The 19484-nt window shown below is 33.8% G+C and carries 15 protein-coding genes and 2 tRNA genes; 9 read left to right on the forward strand and 8 right to left on the reverse strand.

The window, feature by feature from the left end:
- Nucleotides 1–63 precede the first annotated feature (63 nt).
- From carB to DXU93_RS10730, 5 genes are all read left to right on the forward strand, one after another.
- Nucleotides 64–2880, forward strand: a complete 2817-nt coding sequence (gene carB / locus DXU93_RS10710; RefSeq protein ID WP_116881283.1) for a carbamoyl-phosphate synthase large subunit — start codon at nucleotides 64–66, stop codon at nucleotides 2878–2880.
- A gap of 117 nt (nucleotides 2881–2997) precedes the next feature.
- On the forward strand, nucleotides 2998–3258 hold the full coding sequence (locus DXU93_RS10715; RefSeq protein WP_116881284.1) for a hypothetical protein: 261 nt from the start codon (nucleotides 2998–3000) through the stop codon (nucleotides 3256–3258).
- A gap of 285 nt (nucleotides 3259–3543) precedes the next feature.
- A tRNA-Asp gene (locus DXU93_RS10720) sits at nucleotides 3544–3617 on the forward strand.
- Between the two features lie 152 nt (nucleotides 3618–3769).
- Nucleotides 3770–3843: transfer RNA gene (locus DXU93_RS10725), tRNA-Asp, on the forward strand.
- Nucleotides 3844–4349: 506 nt separating this feature from the next.
- The gene (locus tag DXU93_RS10730) at nucleotides 4350–4667 is read left to right on the forward strand and encodes a hypothetical protein (RefSeq protein ID WP_116881285.1); all 318 of its coding nucleotides are present in this window, start codon (nucleotides 4350–4352) and stop codon (nucleotides 4665–4667) included.
- Between the two features lie 181 nt (nucleotides 4668–4848).
- Here DXU93_RS10730 and DXU93_RS10735 read toward each other — a convergent pair whose 3' ends face one another.
- Nucleotides 4849–5514, reverse strand: a complete 666-nt coding sequence (locus DXU93_RS10735) for a DUF6629 family protein (RefSeq protein WP_116881286.1) — start codon at nucleotides 5512–5514, stop codon at nucleotides 4849–4851.
- A gap of 205 nt (nucleotides 5515–5719) precedes the next feature.
- On the opposite strand from DXU93_RS10735, the gene DXU93_RS10740 reads away from it, so the two are divergent.
- From DXU93_RS10740 to DXU93_RS10750, 3 genes are all read left to right on the forward strand, one after another.
- Entirely contained in the window at nucleotides 5720–6262 is a 543-nt protein-coding gene (locus DXU93_RS10740) for a LemA family protein (RefSeq protein ID WP_116881287.1), read from the forward strand.
- The gene (locus DXU93_RS10745; RefSeq protein WP_116881288.1) at nucleotides 6262–7980 is read left to right on the forward strand and encodes a DUF2207 domain-containing protein; all 1719 of its coding nucleotides are present in this window, start codon (nucleotides 6262–6264) and stop codon (nucleotides 7978–7980) included. Before DXU93_RS10740 ends, DXU93_RS10745 begins: the two co-directional genes overlap by 1 nt.
- A 92-nt stretch (nucleotides 7981–8072) precedes the next feature.
- The gene (locus DXU93_RS10750) at nucleotides 8073–9449 is read left to right on the forward strand and encodes a hypothetical protein (RefSeq protein WP_116881289.1); all 1377 of its coding nucleotides are present in this window, start codon (nucleotides 8073–8075) and stop codon (nucleotides 9447–9449) included.
- Nucleotides 9450–9452: 3 nt separating this feature from the next.
- Here the strand turns inward: DXU93_RS10750 and DXU93_RS10755 are convergent, their stop codons facing one another.
- From DXU93_RS10755 to DXU93_RS10785, 7 genes are all read right to left on the reverse strand, one after another.
- Entirely contained in the window at nucleotides 9453–10094 is a 642-nt protein-coding gene (locus DXU93_RS10755) for an alpha/beta hydrolase (RefSeq protein ID WP_116881290.1), read from the reverse strand.
- A gap of 112 nt (nucleotides 10095–10206) precedes the next feature.
- A complete protein-coding gene (locus DXU93_RS10760) occupies nucleotides 10207–10818 on the reverse strand; it encodes a fumarylacetoacetate hydrolase family protein (RefSeq protein ID WP_116881291.1) in 612 nt (203 codons plus the stop codon).
- Nucleotides 10819–10824: 6 nt separating this feature from the next.
- Complete coding sequence (locus DXU93_RS10765; RefSeq protein WP_116881292.1) at nucleotides 10825–11685, reverse strand: 3'-5' exonuclease; 861 nt, start codon at nucleotides 11683–11685, stop codon at nucleotides 10825–10827.
- Between the two features lie 59 nt (nucleotides 11686–11744).
- Complete coding sequence (locus DXU93_RS10770) at nucleotides 11745–14162, reverse strand: PD40 domain-containing protein (RefSeq protein WP_116881293.1); 2418 nt, start codon at nucleotides 14160–14162, stop codon at nucleotides 11745–11747.
- Nucleotides 14163–14298: 136 nt separating this feature from the next.
- On the reverse strand, nucleotides 14299–15615 hold the full coding sequence (locus DXU93_RS10775; RefSeq protein ID WP_116881294.1) for a dihydrolipoamide acetyltransferase family protein: 1317 nt from the start codon (nucleotides 15613–15615) through the stop codon (nucleotides 14299–14301).
- An 82-nt stretch (nucleotides 15616–15697) separates the two neighbouring features.
- Nucleotides 15698–17653, reverse strand: a complete 1956-nt coding sequence (locus tag DXU93_RS10780; protein ID WP_116881295.1) for a glycosyltransferase family 2 protein — start codon at nucleotides 17651–17653, stop codon at nucleotides 15698–15700.
- A gap of 27 nt (nucleotides 17654–17680) precedes the next feature.
- Entirely contained in the window at nucleotides 17681–18058 is a 378-nt protein-coding gene (locus DXU93_RS10785) for a RidA family protein (RefSeq protein WP_116881296.1), read from the reverse strand.
- Between the two features lie 186 nt (nucleotides 18059–18244).
- Here DXU93_RS10785 and DXU93_RS10790 point away from each other — a divergent pair, with 186 nt between their 5' ends.
- The gene (locus DXU93_RS10790; protein WP_116881297.1) at nucleotides 18245–19471 is read left to right on the forward strand and encodes a DEAD/DEAH box helicase; all 1227 of its coding nucleotides are present in this window, start codon (nucleotides 18245–18247) and stop codon (nucleotides 19469–19471) included.
- Nucleotides 19472–19484 lie beyond the last annotated feature (13 nt).

The raw sequence follows: 19484 nt of genomic DNA on the forward strand, positions 1-19484 counted from the left end.
TGAATTAAATTTGTGTCCGATTTGTATAACGCTTTTACATCATAAGCATAAAGAAAAATTGGAATGCCTAAGAACGAGAAAATTAAGTCAGTTTTAATTATTGGTAGTGGACCTATCGTAATTGGTCAAGCATGTGAATTTGACTATTCAGGGTCACAAGCTTCAAGATCATTGAGAGAGGAAGGGATTGAAGTAACGTTAATCAATTCGAATCCAGCGACCATAATGACAGATGAAGTAGTCGCAGACAACATTTATTTGAAGTCACTAGAACCGGATAGCATTCGTGAGATTATTGCTAAGCATGATATTGATGCAGTTTTACCTACAATGGGTGGTCAAACAGCTTTAAATCTAGCGATTAAATGTGATGAGTTAGGAATTTGGGAAGACAACAATATTGATATTATTGGAGTTGACATCGACGCAATTGAAATTACAGAGAACCGTGAGGCATTTCGTAATTTGATGGAGGAAATCGATGTGCCTATGGCGCCTCAAAAAACAGCAAAGTCATTTTTAGAAGGTAAAAGTGTAGCTCAAGAGTTTGGTTTACCGTTATGTATTCGTTCTTCATACACTTTAGGTGGTGCAGGAGCAGGTGTAGTATATGACGAAAAAGAGTTTGACAATCTATTAGATGCAGGATTACACGCTTCACCAATTCACGAGGTGATGATTGACAAAGCATTATTGGGTTGGAAAGAGTATGAGTTGGAATTGTTGAGAGACAAAAATGACAACGTTGTGATTATTTGTTCTATTGAGAACTTTGATCCAATGGGAGTACATACAGGAGACTCAATAACTGTTGCACCTGCAATGACTTTAGCAGATACAACTTTCCAGGAAATGCGTAATATGGCCATCAAAATGATGCGTTCAGTTGGTAATTTCTCAGGAGGTTGTAATGTTCAATTTGCAGTTTCTCCAGACGATGAAGAGAAAATCATTGCAATTGAGATTAATCCACGTGTATCTCGTTCATCAGCTTTGGCTTCTAAAGCAACTGGATATCCTATTGCAAAGATCGCTGCAAAATTAGCGATTGGCTATACTTTGGATGAATTAGACAACCAAATTACAAAAACAACTTCGGCGTTATTTGAGCCAACATTGGATTATGTAATTGTAAAGATACCACGTTGGAACTTTAACAAATTCCCAGGAGCAGATCGTAAATTAGGTCTTCAAATGAAATCGGTTGGGGAAGTTATGGGAATTGGACGTTCATTCCAAGAAGCATTACAAAAAGCTTGTCAGTCACTTGAAATTGGCCGTAATGGTTTAGGAGCTGATGGGAAAGAAATTACAGATCAAAACCAGATTTTAGAAAGTTTAGAATTCCCTAGTTGGGATAGACTATTCCATATATACGATGCGATTAAATTGGGAATTCCGTTTAACCGTATTCAAGAGAAAACAAAAATTGATATTTGGTTCTTACGTCAAATTGAAGAGCTAATTAAATTAGAGCGTAAAATCGAGAAATTATCTTTAGACACAATTCCAAAAGAAGTGTTGTTTGAAGCGAAGCAAAAAGGATATGCCGATCGACAAATTGCTCATTTATTGAAATGTTTAGAGTCAGAAGTCTACTCAAAACGTGACGAATTAGGAATTCAACGTGTTTATAAATTAGTTGATACTTGTGCAGGAGAATTCCCAGCGCAAACACCATATTATTACTCTTCTTTTGAATTAGAAAACGAAAGTGAAGTTTCTGATAAGAAGAAAATTGTTGTTTTAGGTTCTGGACCAAACAGAATTGGTCAAGGAATTGAATTCGATTACTCTTGTGTTCATGGAGTTTTAGCTGCAAAAGAAGCAGGATATGAAACTATCATGATCAACTGTAATCCTGAAACAGTTTCGACAGATTTTGATACCGCTGATAAATTATACTTCGAACCAGTTTTCTGGGAACACATTTATGACATTATTCGTCATGAAAAACCAGAAGGTGTAATTGTTCAGTTAGGAGGACAAACAGCATTGAAATTGGCTGAAAAATTAGAGCGTTACGGTATCAAAATTATGGGAACGAGCTACGATGCTTTAGATTTAGCTGAAGATAGAGGTCGTTTCTCAAAATTATTGAAAGACAACAATGTGCCTTATCCAGAATTTGGTGTGGTTGAAAGTGCAGAGCAAGCTTTAGAATTATCTGATGATTTAGGTTTCCCATTACTTGTTCGTCCTTCTTATGTATTGGGTGGACAAAAAATGAAAATTGTCATCAATAAGGAAGAACTTGAGCACCATGTTGTAGATATTTTACGTGACATGCCAGACAATCAAATTTTGTTGGATCACTTCTTAGGTGGAGCAATCGAGGCAGAGGCTGATGCAATTTGTGACGGAGAGAATGTATACATTATTGGTGTAATGCAGCACATTGAGCCTGCTGGAATTCACTCAGGAGATTCTTACGGAGTATTACCACCATATAATTTGGGAGACTTGGTAATGCAACAAATTGAGGATATCACGAAAAAAGTTGCTGTAGCATTAGACACTGTTGGATTGATTAATATTCAATTTGCAATTAAAGATGACAAGGTTTATGTTATTGAAGCAAATCCAAGAGCATCTCGTACGGTTCCATTTATCGCAAAAGCGTATGACGAACCATATGTAAACTATGCAACAAAAGTAATGTTAGGGGATAAAAAAGTAACAGACTTTAATTTCCAGCCTAAGAAAGAAGGATATGCAATTAAGATTCCTGTATTCTCATTTAACAAGTTCCCTAATGTAAATAAGGAACTAGGACCTGAGATGAAATCTACAGGTGAAGCAATACAATTCATCAAAGATTTAAAGGATCCTTTCTTTAGAAAGATATTTGCTGAACGAAATTTATATTTATCGAAATAGAATTTTCGAGGCAATTTTAAAGTATAGAAAAGTCCAGGTTGAAAAATCTGGACTTTTTAGTTTAAATTCGTTTATTTTAGAGACCGGAAAGAAAAACAATTATTTAAAAAAGATACAATGATTTTATTAAGCATTCCAGGAACATTTAGGATGATATTAATCATCATTGCTGTAATTGTAATCATTCGCTTTATTAGTCGCGTGATGAATGCAAAGAGTAGTGCTGAAAATACTAAACGTTACAATCAAAACAATGAGGAGTACCGTCGTGCAAAAGAGAAAAGTGAGAGGGAACGTGGAAAAGTTCATATTGTTGAAGGCGGATACCGTGAAGCCGAGGATGTGGATTTTGAAGAAGTGAAGGAAGATCAAAAATAAAACATTAAAAAAGTAAAATCTTAAAGTGTTGGTGTTCAATGGACTTTAAACAAAGATTAAAAAAAGTTTATTTTTTTTTCTAAAAAGCATTGTAGAAGGAAAAAAGTTACTTATATTTGCACACGCCTAACGCAATAAGTTACGGTGATCACAACGGTGAGAGAAAAGGTTGAAAATTTGAATATTTTAATTGCGAAAGCAAAGAACAATACAAAATTTAATAGCTAAGTAAAATTGGTTATAGCTGACTGTAGTCAGTGTCTTTTAAGAAAGATTTTAAGTTTTGGTCTGGTAGTTCAGTTGGTTAGAATACCTGCCTGTCACGCAGGGGGTCGCGAGTTCGAGTCTCGTCCAGACCGCAATTAAAAGACGTCTATATGGCTGTAGACTTAGAGGCCCCTAGAGAGTATCATTTCTCTAGGGGTTTTGATTTTCTCATTTTAGTTTGAACAATACAAAATAAAGCAACTTCGGTTGTCTCTGACTGTTGTCAGGATATAGAATTTATTTTGGTCTGGTAGTTCAGTTGGTTAGAATACCTGCCTGTCACGCAGGGGGTCGCGAGTTCGAGTCTCGTCCAGACCGCAAAGCCTCTTTAAATGAAGAGCAAAGAAACGAAGAAGCCCCATTTTATGGGGCTTTTTTTATTTTATTGTATTCCATTTTATCCAATCACATGTTGGTAAACAATTCCTTCCATCCCAAAATTATATTTAACCGTGAAAAATAAGAATTGCTTATTTTAGCCAATGATTTCAGTCACTGGATGGTTAAACTCCATTGAATTATGGAAATGAGTTTTTTTGAATAGGACTGCTTAATTATTCAGAAATTATGAGTATTTTATTATTCAAAAATGAATAATGGCTTGTTGACAGCTTTCTTTGATTGAAAATCTGCTTTACTTAACACGAGAAAAGTGACCAGAATGAAATAATAAATGAAATATGCAGAGGTACCAATTCAAATTAGCTTTTTATAATTTTTACCAATTTCTTTTAAAGGTGCTGGTCATTATATTTGTTTTGCCACTTTTCATTTGGGGGCTTTTATTGACAGGTAATCATAGTTATATTTCTAATTTGTCTCCTATGATATTAATATCAGCTTTGATTTTTTACCCGATTCTAATGATTTTAATATGGATAAAACCTTTTAGCTTTATAGGTGAACTTCAAATTTCTAAAAGGGGGGTTCATGGTTTTAAAAATGATTTGATTGAATGGGGGGATATTAAGTCATTTAAATTGAAAAATTTACGAGGTCATCATTACATCATGTTAAAATTACACAATGGTAAAGTTTTCCATATCACTTCGTCTAGGAGTTCGAGTGATGAAAACCTTACTTTATTTTACGATCGCTTTATTGAACTAAAACCAATTGAATCGGATATTCAACTTCTTTGATTCTTCGTAATATTCAATACACCTGCAATCGGATATTGTTTGTCAGAAGAGATTGAGGGTGAATAAAGAAAAATAAAATTACTTTTTTAATCATGTTGTTCATTTGAAATGTAAAAGTAGAAGATTTCAGATGTCTTATTTATCTTTAAAGGATGACTTTAAGTAAATATGAATATTTCGGTTAATTCATTATTTCCTTTTGTTTACTTTTCTCATTTTCCCATTTAATAATGAGATAAATATAAATACTGATTATAGAAGAAAAGAAACACCAAACAGACAATACATGGTTTTCAAAGAAATACAATGTTACTGCATAAGAAATAGCGATGATGGCGCCAAGGATCCACATGCGTTTCACACTTGAAAAAAATAATGGGACAATTGTAGCTGCAGCATATAAAATAGCTCCGTATTTGTAAATTGTTTCCGGATAATCCTGATCGTATGCAATGTGTTGACCTAAAATCTTAGCTTCGATATTGTAAGCAATAAGAAAATAGAGGAGTGTTGAACTGACCAATGCTCCGATACCTACAAAAACTTTTTGGATCAGTTTTCTATCCTCTTTTTTATCTAGCATTAATATTCCGAAAGGAACAATAAAGGGCCATATAACTTGTGCAAAGAATATAAATGTGATGGTAGCAATGCTTTGCCATAAGATTAGATCAGGATTAGGTAAGCTTAACCATAGTATTCCTTCTGAAATTTGTTGAACTCCAAAAACTAATGGAATACTCCCAAACCACAATTGAGATTTTTGGTTGGTTTTTTTAACTGTTGCCACTCCAATTGCGGTTAGAGCACTTCCGGCGATAAAACTAGCTTCTGGGGAAAAACACATATAGTTTTTGTTTTAGTAGTGAATATGATCTCTTCCTTGTAAATTAAGGATTAATTTTGATCTGATGATTAGTTCTTCCTGCTTTAACTTATATTATTAAGTTTATGAGATCATCGGCGATAATTATTCAGATTAAGGTATTTTCTTGATATTATATTGTTTTCATCCAAATAAATTTATTTTTATAAAAATTACATGATTACTTATGATTCCTTATATTATTATCCTCTTGATTGTTCTTTCTTTGATCTTGTTTTGGGTCATCTACAATCGCTTAGTTTTGGCACGTGAAACTGTGGAGGAAGCCTTGGCAGGTATTGATGTTCAATTGAAAAAACGCTTTGAACTGATTCCTTCACTCGTAGAAATTGTGAAAGGATATTCAACTTTTGAAGAAAAAACTTTAACAAAAGTAACCGCCTTGCGATCAAAAGAATCAAGTAATATTGTACAAACAGAGAAGAAAGACGCAGGCTTAAATCTCGTGAGTCGCTCCCTACGTTTAACGGTTGAAGATTATCCAGAGTTAAAAGCGAATACTTCCTTTCTCAAATTAATGAAAGAGCTTTCTACCGTTGAGGATGAATTAGCGATGTCTAGAAGATATTTGAACGGAACAATTCGTGATTATAACACAAAGATTGAGATATTTCCTAATGTGATTTTCTCTGGTTGGCTAGGATTTAAAGAACGTTCTTTCTATGAAATTGAACCTTTCGAACGAGAACCACATAAAATTTTTGAATAATGCGATCACTACTATTATTACTAAGCTTCTTTTTAACAAGTATTTCCATTTTCGGACAACAGTATGAAAAAATCCTTCATTTTCATAGTGATATAGAAGTTCAACCTGATAAAAGCGTGCTTGTAACAGAAGAAATTAAGGTGAGGTGTCTTTCTCGAATGATTAGAAAAGGGATATACCGTGACCTTCCTTTGAATTACAAGGTGACCAGAGAAGATGGAAGCTCAAACATGATTCGTCAAGATTTAAAGGTGATTTCAGTAACGCGAAATGGTGAGCAAGAACCTTATAAGGTTACAATGATTGAAGGAGGAACACGCATTAAAATCGGGAATGAAAAAAAGAATTTAAAGGTGGGTAATCATACCTACAAAATAAGTTATACAATGGATAGGGTAAGTTATCTTGATCATGATATCGCAAGGTTTAGGTGGAATGTAAACGGGAACTATTGGGATTTTCAAATTGATACTTTATCTGCCAAAGTAAGTTTTCCGCCAAATACGGATTTATTTAATATTCAAGGTCATGTTGGGAAGTTATATAGTAGTGGAGTAGATGATGAACAAAGTATACATTTAAATGGTAATAATGAAATTATTTTCCAATCGGAGATGCTCTATCCAGAACAGAACTTAACAGTTGATGTGACCTTTGATCCTGCAATTCTATTAGAAACTTCAGCTTGGACAAGATTCACCTATTTTCTTCGTGATTATGCAGTTTTATTATGTGGTGTTTTAGGATTAATCTTGACTTTTCTTGTGAATTTCATTTTATGGTATAAGTATGGAATCGATCCCAAGAAAGGAACAATAATTCCCCAGTTTTATGCTCCTGAAGGATGGTCACCCGCTGAAGTTTCATATTTGTATCACGAAGGAAAAGATATTGATAATGTTTTTGTGAGTCAGTTGTTACAGCTCTTGGTAAAAGGTCATATAACGATAGATAATTTGAGTAAATCAAAAAGCAAATTTATATACAAGGTACAATTGATAGCTGAAAATAGTAGCCAAGAAAAATTGACTAAATTAGAATTAGGCTTCTTTAATATTCTTTTTTCAAAAAAGGATTTTTTAATCATTACAAAGAAATATAATCCTTTGGTTGCTATTGCACAGAGTTATTTAATCAAAGAAATGGATGAAGATTTTTCAGGTGTATATTTTAATAAAAACGCAAACCTAGTCATACCTCAATATATCTTACCTGTAATTACTATTTTTGGTATGCTTATTTGCTTTAATCTTTTTGAAGGTCATATGTTTTGGGTAGTTGGTTTTGGGGTGATAAGTATAATTATGAATATAGTTTTTAAATCACTTTTTTATCAACCAACAACAAAAGGACGTAAAATACTCGATCACATTTATGGTTTTGAGAAGTTTATCGCAGCTGCGGATTTAGATCGCATTAAAAGTCTAAATACACCTGAGTTAAAATTCAATTACTTTGAAAGAAATTTACCTTATGCAGTGGCTTTAGGAAAGGCAGATGAATGGCAAGAAGCGTTTAAAGTATATCAACTACGCACTAACTCTATGGATGGATACTCATTCAATACTTATAGAGGTTTAAGTGCTTTTCATATCTCAGGATTAGCAGCAGTTTCTTCATTTGCTTCGGTTCAACCTTCTTCAAGTACGGGAGGATTTTCAGGTGGAGGTGGTTTCTCTGGTGGTGGAGCTGGAGGCGGTGGAGGCGGAGGTTGGTAGTGTAAATACTAGCTTTTTAATTCAATGAAAATTATTTTTCTTATCATATTTTATGGAATTGGAATGTTTTTGCATCTCAAAGGTAAACAACTATGAAATACTTGACTTTACTTTTTGTTTTACTTGTTTTTAAGGGATTCTCTCAAGAATTGCGAATACAATTTGTGGTAAATGATGAAATGACGGAAACTATTCTAGATTCTGTGCTTATTCAAGTGAATGAAACTTCGGGAAAACAACTTTTTAAAGGCCGTGTTGGTACTAAAGATGAAATCGCTTTTAAAGCTCCTGCGAATAACATTATTCGTGTAAATGCTTTTAAAAAGGGCTACCATCCAATAGAAACTATTGTAAATCTTAGTTCATACGATCGAGAAATCCGTAAAGAAAGAGTTATTCAAATTGATTTGAATCTTAAATATGATGGTCAAATCACTGTGGAATATGACGTTACAGCACTTTATAAACCTGAGATTGCATTTGCTTCTGAACGCATTAGCGTAAGTGATTTTGTGGTCCTTGATGAAAATACAATGGTGATTTTAGCCTACAGTAAAAAGCTGAGTACAGCTAGTGAATTACTTTGGTATGCCAATGATAGTATCGTTTCTACGAAAAAGGTACCAGGAAAAGCCATTCGATTGGAAACGGATTATCGAAATAGAATCTTTTTAAGGTGTGAATACAAAGATTATTTATTGAAAAATGATGAAGCTCTAGATCTTGTTCAAGTGCCTAGAAAACAACTTGATAATTTTATAAAGCCAATTTTAGATACAGTTTTAGATGAACAATTATATTTTACGACCTACAAGTCACATTATCCAGCTTTTGATTTTTATAAAGTTCAAATGAAAGATAGTAGTCATAATTTATTGCACCATATTGAAGATACAGAAATGATGGAGCAATATCGAGCGGAATATAAGTGGGCTGATGTTCGCACGAAATTATGGGCGTGGGATATGGAAGATCAAACAGGAGTAGATAGAGAAGTTTGGGTGGGAGCAAATGTCTTTACCAATTCAATTTATTATGAAGCGCCATATAGTGAGTTTTTCATTATTGATAATGAGGTTTTGGTGTTTGATTTTTATCGTGATCAATTGTTTAAATATGATGCCAATACAGGAGAGGCCATAGATAGTACAGCGATTTCATTTCATAAAGATGCGAGAAAGACAGGCTGGAAAAGGAAAATGATAAAAGACCCAATCACACAAAAAATCTATACTTTATATGATGATGGAGGATATATGGACCTCTATGAAATCAATCAAGAAACAGGACAGCGCAAAGAGAAATTCACTTTGTTTTATCGCTATGTTGAGGAAATTCAAATTCAGAATGATCAAGTGTTTTATGTGTATAGACCATTTGAGAGTTTACAGAAAAAGTACTTGTATGTCGAAGGTTTTAACGATGTAAACCGTAGTTTAGAAGGACAAAATAGATTTGAACGTAATTAATACTTAAGCATTACATTCTTCTGCTATTGAAAGTAAAGTAGGGACATGAATGTCGTGATCTCCTTCAAAATACCTCATTTTTGTTTCAAAAACTTGTTCTTCAAAATATTGCTTAATGGCATCCATCTTTCCTTGGAAAAACTGGTCTTCATTTCCTAAAACAAAGAAATTGTTAGAGGTTAACATACCTGATTTTCCATCTTCAATCGAAATATCTTCCGGGAAAACACTTGCCCATAAAATAAAGTGGTCTGCATTGTAATTTCCACTATTGTGCCATCTTGAGGCTGTAGCTCCTCCTTGAGAAAAACCGAGTAGAAAACGTTGTTTAAAACTGTGCTCTTTTAAAATTGTGTCAGCGAGTTGATTGAGAAAGTTATGATTGTCCTCAATATCGTCTAATCGCGCTTCTTTGGTCATCCATGAGGCGCCAACACGTCCACTAGAACCTTTTCTGTAAAATCTATGAATTCCTTCGGGAACCACAATAAAGTTTTGATCAGGGTCAAGTTGATGAAACTTTCTGATAAAATAGGCTGGAAGTTGAGAGTAACCATGGAGAACAAACCATATATTCTTTGCAGTTTCTGGATTTCCGTATGTAAAATACCGTGCTGTTTTTTCTATCTTAATTTTATGTTCCATTGTTTTTCTTTTCAATATTAAGAAGATGAGGAGGCAAAAAAAAGATTCCTCTTTTGAAAAACAATGTAGAGGAATCTTAATTACGATTGATTACTTTATTTAAAAATCAATATTATTTTATTTTCAGTTTCATTAATTTTTCATCACCGATATAACCTTCTAAAACATCTCCTATTTGTACAGGTCCAACACCTTCTGGCGTTCCTGTAAAGATTAAGTCACCAATTTTTAAGGTCATGAATTGAGAAACATATGCGATAATTTGATCCACTGTAAAAATCATATCCTTACTGTTTCCAATTTGAACAGTTTCTCCATTTTTCTCTAATTTAAAATCAAGATCTTGGATGTTTTTTCCTTCTAATGGAATCCATTTTTCGCCCATAGGAGCACTGTGTTCAAATCCTTTGGCAATTTCCCATGGGTGACCTTTTTCCTTGCATTTACGTTGCAAATCTCTTGCGGTAAAGTCAATTCCAATACCAACATGATCATAGTATTCATGGGCATATTTTTCAGCAATATTCTTCCCTAGTTTATTGATTTTAATCACCAATTCACATTCGAAGTGCAAGTCTTCTGTAAAATTTGGATAATAAAATGGATTTTTCTTGGGTAGAATAGCCGTATCTGGCTTCATAAAAAACATTGGAACTTCCGGTAGGGGAGAGTTCATTTCTTTTGCATGATTTGCAAAATTTCGACCAATACAAATTATTTTCATAGAAGATTATTTACCGAATTTACTTTTTAGCGCTTCAATTTTATTTTCCATGCGCTTTTCTTCTTTTTCCTTACGGATTTTTTTGTTTTCTTGTCTTTTGGCTTTGATTTTATCAATTTCCTTCTTTAAAACCGCTTTCGTATAGCGAGGGAAATTACTATTCATCATCCAACCATAATAACCAGGTTCATTTTTATCCACTTCTTCAATGGTTTTCCCTTTGTGTTTCCCAAAGTTGTATATAGCTTTACCTTTGTCGTTTTCAGCTAAACGCCCAGCAAAATCAATGATTTTAAACTTGTTATGTACAGAGAACTTTGCTAAAAACTCCATGTCGTTTTCAAGTTCCTCGTATTTCTCTACCTGTGCTTTCAAAACTTCGTATGTTGCAATAACATCCGCCTCAGCGCTATGTGCATTTTCAAGATTTTTATCACAGTAAAAACGGTAGGCAGCAACGAGTGTTCTTTGTTCCATTTTATGGAAAATGTTTTGAACATCGATGAATTTACGAGCACTCATATCAAATGAATGTCCTACTCGTAAGAACTCTTCAGCTAACATTGGAATGTCAAATTTATTTGAGTTAAATCCAGCTAAATCTGCATCTCCGATAAATTCAGCAACTTGATCTGACACTTCTTTAAAAGTTGGTTGATCTTTAATGTCCTCCTGTGTAATTCCATGAATTTCTGTACTTTCAGCAGAAATTTGCATCTCAGGATTAATTTTCAATGTTAAAGTTTCTTCCTTTCCTGTAGGGTCTATTTTAAGCATAGATATTTCTACAATTCGGTCTTGTGAAACATCTAATCCTGTAGATTCGATATCAAAAACACAAAGGGCATTTTTTAAATTTAAGCTCATATAATTAAAAATAAAAAAGTGGGCGACAAACCCACTTTTGAGTTATTGTTGGACAAATATCATTTCTTTAAATTTAAAATCCAAGCAGATTGCTCAACTTCCTCCTTAGCTTGTTTAAGTAAGTTGTTAGCCTCTTTGATTTTATCTGATTTTCCTGTTGTAACAAGCTTTAAATCATTTGGTAAGGTGATAATTTCAGAATCATATCCTTTTTCTATTAAAGAATTATTTAATCTTTTGGCAAACTCAAGATTGAAAAAAGAACCAATAACAATATGGAAGTTGTAATCGGCATACATAAATTTACGATTTGTAAATTCACCTCCGTTTTTATCTTTAATCACCTCAACGTTTGTAGATTCAATCATTTCAATAACATCTTCTGATGAAATGTTGTTGACTCCGTTTGTGAAAATCTCCACATATTGATATGGAATATATTTGTCATTGTTTTTAAAGTCGGCAGAATAGTCAGGACCTGATACAAACGTCTTATTTACTTGAATGTTAACAGAATATTCTTGATCTAGACTGTTGAAATAATCAGTTAGAAAGTCTTTTACATTTTCAGCCCTTTTATTGGCCAAATCTTGATTACTATCAAATGAACCTGTAGGGACTTTTGATGCTGAAGCATTAATATTGATGTCGAAATTTGTTCTTCCTCTCTCAAACTGTGAATTTATAGAGTCTAAGAAAATTTTTAATACTCCCTCATTGGGATCAAGTTTATTCTTATTATAACCAAAGTAATGTTTCATAATTAAAGGAGCATAAGTCGTGATTTGTTCTTGTGGTTTTACCACTTCGGTCATCGCCTTATTCAAATGAAATTGACGATAGATTTCTTCGTATTCAGGGGAACAATGTGTAGTGATCTTTTCAGTGGTTAACATCGGTCCAGAGTTGGCTTTACGTAAACTTATTTCATAAGTTTTACATGGCTCTAATGAAGCGTAGAATGTTCCATCCGTTATTTTTGAATACATAATATATTCATAGGCTTCATCGCAGTCTAGGCATTTAACCTTTAGGACAATATCTTCTGGCATATTTGATAATTCATTGGTAATGATCTCCGCCAGATACACCTTAACATTACTGATAGAAATATTTCCTTTTGTAACCTCATAGATGTCTTTTTCACCATAGCCTCCTTTACGATATGAAGTATAATATCCGGTAGTACCATCAATATTTGTAGTATAATAGATGTCGTCATTCGTGGTGTTTAATGGATGTCCAAGATTAACGGGTTTCGACCAATTATAGTCTTCATCTAATTTAGAGGAGAAAATATCAAAACCTCCCATACTTTCTTCTCCGTTACTCGAAAAGAACATTGTTCTGTTGTCTATGGCTATAAAAGGTGAATCCTCATCATATTTTGTATTAATGGTTGGTCCAAGATTTTTAGGATCAGTCCAAGTTCCATCGGAAAGCTTCTCAATTACATATATATCTCGTCCTCCGAAACCGCCTTCTCTATCGGAAACAAAATATTTTCTACGTCCATCAGGAGAAACTGTAATGTGTGTTTCCCAGTGTTTAGTATTGATCGCTTTATCTTTTATCGGATTTAAGTTTTTAAATATGTTAGATTCTAATTTAGAGTAGTATAAATCACCATTTCCAGTTTGATCTTTAAAAACGTAAATACTTCTTTCATCAGCACTAATCGAAACTGTGGCTTCGTTGTAATTAGGTTCGCAAAAAGGTAATAATTGAGGTTCACTCCATATATCATTATTGTCTTTATAACTAACATAAATATCTTCTAAAAACAAATTTGTTCCAGGTTCCTTAATCATGATATTACTAGAGTCAGGATATAATCTACGGGAGGTGAAGTATAGTGCAGATCCGTCTAATGAAACGATAGGACTATACTCAGGATTTACGGTATTGATTTTCTCTCCGACATTTTTAACCTCAAAGTCTGAAGGGTTTGCAATAAGTCTTTTCGCAACCTTACATTGTAGTATTTTTAATTCCGCTTTTTCATTGAGCGGATTTTCATTTTTAGAAAGCTTCAGAAAAGTTTGATAATTTTCAAGAGCTTTGTCCAATTGATTTGAAAGGTGGTATGCTTCACCCATAAAATACAATGCTTCTAATGGAGCGTCATTTTCGTTTTTTGAAGTCATATCGAAATTTTTCGTTACATTCGAAACTGCAATTTTTAGGTGTGGAATAGCTTTATCAAAATTGTCAGAAATATTTAGTAATGCAAAACCATATCGGTAATTGTAATTTGGATTTTCTGCGTCAAACTCAAGTAGTTTCTCGGCAGTTAAAAATCCATGATAATAACTGTTGTTAATCATTAAGCTGGTATTGACCTGAACCAATTCTTTTTCTGTACCTGTTTTGAGTACATCTTCTAATTGTCGTGGAGTTAAGTCTTGCGTGAATGACACAATTGAAAAAGACAATAAGATGGCCGTTAGAATTGATTTTGTATATACTAAATTCATAAATTTAATTTAAAAAATTAATTAAAAATCATGAGTAGTAAGGGTAATTAAAGGGGGTAGTTTAGAGTATAAAGATACAAATAGCCCACTTAATAAAAATTAAGTGGGCTATTTAATATTAACAATCAGTTTTTAATTACAACTGAGTTTCAGGATCAAAAGATTCTAAATATTCGGCAACTCTTTTCACAAACATTCCTCCTAGAGCTCCATCAACAACTCTGTGGTCGTATGAGTGAGAAAGGAACATTTTGTAACGAATTCCGATAAAGTCACCATCTGGAGTTTCAATTACAGCTGGAATTTTTCTAATTGCACCAGTAGCCAAAATTGCAACTTGTGGTTGATTTATAATTGGTGTTCCCATTACGTTTCCGAATGTACCAACATTTGTCAATGTGTATGTTCCACCTTGAATATCATCAGATGACAATTTGTTTGCTCTTGCTTTGTTTGCCAATTCATTAACTTTTTTGGCTAAACCATAAAGGTTTAATCTGTCAGCTTGCTTAATTACAGGCACAATTAAGTTTCCTGAAGGAAGTGCTGCAGCCATTCCAATGTTAATGTCTTTTCTTTTGATGATTTTATCTCCTTCAACACTGATGTTAATCAATGGGAAGTCTTTAATCGCTTTGGCAACGGCTTCAATAAATACAGGAGTAAATGTGAAGTTTTCACCTTCTCTTGCTTTAAAGTCTCCTTTAATTTTATTTCTCCAGTTCCAAATGTTTGTTACATCCGCTTCAACAAACGAAGTTACGTGAGGAGATGTTTGTTTAGAACGAACCATGTGTTCTGAGATTAATTTTCTCATACGGTCCATTTCAATAATTTCATCACCTTCCATTGCTGGAACACTTGCTGGTTTTGGAGCTTGTGGTGCAGCTGCTTGAGGTGCAGAAGGAGCCTTAGCTGGCGCTGCTTGTGGTGCTGATGTATTTTTGCTTCCACCGTTTTCAATGTAATCTAAAATGTCTTTCTTAGTAACACGACCTCCTTGTCCTGTACCAGAAATACTTTCTAATTCATCCATTGAAACACCTTCTTTGTCAGCAATGCTTCTTACTAATGGAGAGTAAAATTTTCCACTTGGTCCATTTTTATCTAATTCTCCACCATTTACAGTTTCAACTACTTCTTGAATGTCTTGTTCAACTTTCTCTGCAGCTACTTCAACTTCTTTTTTATCTTCTGTTTCAGCAACTTCGCCATCTGTTGAAATCAATGCAATAACATCACCAACTTGAGCAACGTCATCAACTTCAAAAAATATCTTTGCTACAGTACCTGAAACCTCTGATGGTAATTCATTGTCAACCTTGTCAGTTGCCACTTCTACAAGTGGTTCGTCCATTTCAATCGTGTCTCCTACACCTTTTAACCAGTTAGTAATGGTGGCTTCGGTAACACTTTCTCCCATTTTTGGAAGTCGAATTTCTACTTGTGACATATTTTATTTTATAGGATTATATTCAATTTAAGATGCACAAAAATAATCGAAATTTCGGTTATATCAAACCAAAAAGCCTGATTTATCGGTCTAAACTTCGCCAATGTTTCCTTAAAATCAGGATGTCAGTAAGGATAGAGTAGTCTCTTGCGTAAATTAAATTCAGCTTTGAACGCATTGAGCTATGAATTAGACTGTCTTTTTCTTCCGCAGGTGTAAGTACCCCTTTTCTAATTTGAGGCAGGTTTTTTCGCTTTGTAGCATCATCATTGGAATAACCAACCCATGATTTACGACCAATTAAAACAGACCAACAATTTTGGATGAAGCGACCTTTAAATTTGAAAAACCATATAGTGATTGGAAGGAATAAGAAAAAGAGTAAAGCAACCACAAAGTCAAAAGTGCGCTTATTTCTCTTGTTTGAGGTTGTGGAAATTTTATCAATCTCCATTAAATATAAATCTCCTGCTGTATCAATTGAATTACTGCCAATCAAATACATGCTGTTTGGTTGCGCAATTTTAAATTCAACTTTATTGATTGCTGTGATTGACATCCAATTGATAATGGATTCTGCACTTGTGTTTTTGGCACAAAAAATCACTTCATCAATTTCATAAATATCAATGATTTGATCCAGCTGATTGATTACTCCACTGTCATTTTCCGACTTTTCCTCAGACGGTGAAACACTATGAATATCACTTACTTTATGGGCTGTGTTTTTAAGTATTTGTTTGACTCTTTCAACTTCATCTGGCTCCCCTACAATGGCGAAATTCTTATTTCTAACTCCACGAAGGTCAAATTTCTTTCCTAATGCAAAATGCAATAAAACCCTTGAAATGATGTAGTACAACAAAACAAAAAGAGCTCCTAAAAGAATGAACAATCTAGAAAACTGTAGATCTTTAGGTAATAGGGCATAGGCAATCAAGATTACTCCCGTTCCTAAAAGTGTTCCAGAAACGAAAGATTTTAATTTGATCGGACTGTCATATGAACTCGAGTAAACATTTGCGATAAACCATGTTAAGGCATAACCAGGTAAGGCATACTTTAAAACATGAACTGGGAAATTTATACTTTCGAGTGACCATAACTTTGTAAGTGCAAAAAGTCCACAGATGATTACTGTTAAGTCAAATACTGGTAGAAATATACGTTTTATAAATCTATTCAGTAAAGCTAAACCTGCCCTGAAGTAAATGGCCATATTGATGAAGAAAGAGAATGTCTTAGCATTTTTTTGTGAGAAATGCTTCTCAGCAAAAATGACCATGGCACGGTAAAAAACAAAAACGTAGTTGATGCTACTTTTCTTAGTACTTTCTCCTTTGTAATGAATAATTTGTGTTTTTGGAAAATAATAGTTTTTGTATCCTCCTTTAATTATTCTATAGGATAAATCGATGTCTTCCCCATACATGAAAAACGCTTCATCTAAGAGTCCAACTTTATCTAATGCTTCCTTCCTCATCAGCATAAAAGCTCCACTTAAGATTTCAACTTCGTTGGTTTCATGTTCGTCTAGGTAACCTAAATGATACTGACCAAATGTTTTGTTTTTTGGAAATAAACTTGAAAACCCAAATATCTTATAGAAGGCCACCGAAGGAGTTGGTAAACCACGCTTACTTTCTGGAAGAAACTGACCTTTTCCATCAATCATACGGACTCCTAAACCGCCTCCATCAGGATGCTGGTCCATAAAATCAACGCACTTTTGAAAAGTGTCTTCTTCAACAACCGTATCGGGATTCAATAAAACAATGTAATCTCCTTTAGCGATTCTCATAGCCTGGTTATTGGCTTTAGAAAATCCAACATTGTCTTTGTTGGCAATTAATTGAGCTTGAGGGAATTTCTCACGCACCATGTCTACAGAACTGTCAATGGAATTATTATCTACCACAAATACTTCCCCTTCTACATTTTTTAATGCATCATAAACAGAGTTTAAACATTGCTCTAAAAAGTACTCAACATTATAATTGACAATGACTACTGATATGCGGATATTGTTGTGTTCCAAAGTATAATTACGTAAAAAGTTTCTTAATTAACGTATCGCAATACAAGATATTTCAACAGGTACATCCATTGGAAGTTTTGACACTTCAACTGTTTCTCTAGCAGGAGCTTCAGTAGTGAAATAAGTTGCATAAACATCATTTACTTCACTAAAATCATCAAGTGATTTTAAGAAAATTGAACATTTAACAACGTCGGTCATTTCAAAACCTGCTGTTTCCACTAAGGCCTTAATGTTTTCCAGAACTTGTTTTGTGGCCTGCTGAATATTATCAATTCGCAATTCCCCTGATTTTGGATCCAACGGAATTTGGCCACTAACATAAAGCGTATCGTTTTTTAAAATCGCTTGACTATATGGTCCAATCGGTGCTGGAGCGTTAGGAATTGTAATTACTTTCTTCATTCTTTTTTACTTTCCACAAGTTTAATGATTTTGATTTAATATTTAGACTTGAAATAGAATATTCCTTTCGAAGTGCTTATTCTTTTTTGTTTAATATAGTTAAAGTTCCCTTTAAGCATTATCAAATCAATCTGGAACTTGAATTTTTAATGTATTTAAACCAATTTTAAACCGTAAATTTGTGCTATGAAGTTTGATGATTATAAAATTGCAAAAGTTATAAAGAAGGAAATCCAAAATTTAGGTTGGAAACGTCCTACCGATATACAGTTTAAGGCTATTCAGCCAATTTTAAATGGAGAAGATGTGCTTGCAATTGCACAAACAGGTACTGGAAAAACAGCAAGTTTTGTGATTCCAATTTTAAATGCGATTCATAATCAGTTGGAGAAAAATCCATCACACTATGTTCGTGCATTAGTGATGGTGCCGACTAGAGAATTGGCCGAGCAAGTTGAAAAAGTATTTGCTCAGGTAGGTAAAGGAGTTGATGTTCGCTCACGTTCATTGATGGGAGGAGTTTCTCAAGATGATCAAATAACAGATTTAGACAATGGTGTGGATGTTGTGATCTCTACTCCTGGTAGAATGTTTGACTTAATTTCTCAAGGAGTATTGAAAGTTGACCGTTTACAAACTTTAGTTTTAGATGAGGCCGACCACATGTTGGATTTAGGTTTTATCAAGGATATTGAAGATTTGATGCGTCATATTCCTCAAAAACGACAAACTTTATTTTTCTCAGCAACAATAGATAAGAAGATTAAGAAAATTGCTTACAATTTGGTGAGAAATGCCATTCGTATTCAAATTTCTCCAAAAGATCCAGTGGCAAAAAATATTGAACACGCAGTGACATTCGTTGAAATGGATGACAAACGCTTCTTTTTGGAGAATATCATTAAAGAAAATAAGGACCTTAAAATTATGGTTTTTGTTCGTACGAAGGTTAGGGCAGAGCGTGTGGTGAAAGCAATGGAACGTGTAAATATCGAAGCCATCACTATTCATGGGGATGTGGAGCAAAAAGACCGTTTCAAAGTCTTGGAAAAGTTTAAAAATAATGAAGTTTCAATTCTAGTTGCTACTGATGTTGCAGCGAGAGGAATTGATATTCCTGGAATTGGAGCTGTTATTAATTATGATCTTCCAGAAGAACCAGAAAACTATACGCACCGTGTTGGTCGTACTGGTCGTGGAAAAGAAAAAGGTGTGGCTATCTCTTTTTGTAGTGAAAGTGAAAAAATCTTGTTGAAGGCAATTGAAGCCTACAATGGAACTGAAATAGCTGTTTTTGATCTTTCAAAGCAAGATTATAGCGCTATTATTGATGATTCTGAAGATGGAACAGACAATTGGAGAAAACTCATTGAGGAAGAAAATAAAAGAGCTGGTACAGGTAATGAATGGTAAATTTTGAATTGAA

Origin of the sequence: Brumimicrobium aurantiacum, from assembly GCF_003402975.1 — a bacterium.
Classification (GTDB): domain Bacteria; phylum Bacteroidota; class Bacteroidia; order Flavobacteriales_D; family Crocinitomicaceae; genus Brumimicrobium; species Brumimicrobium aurantiacum.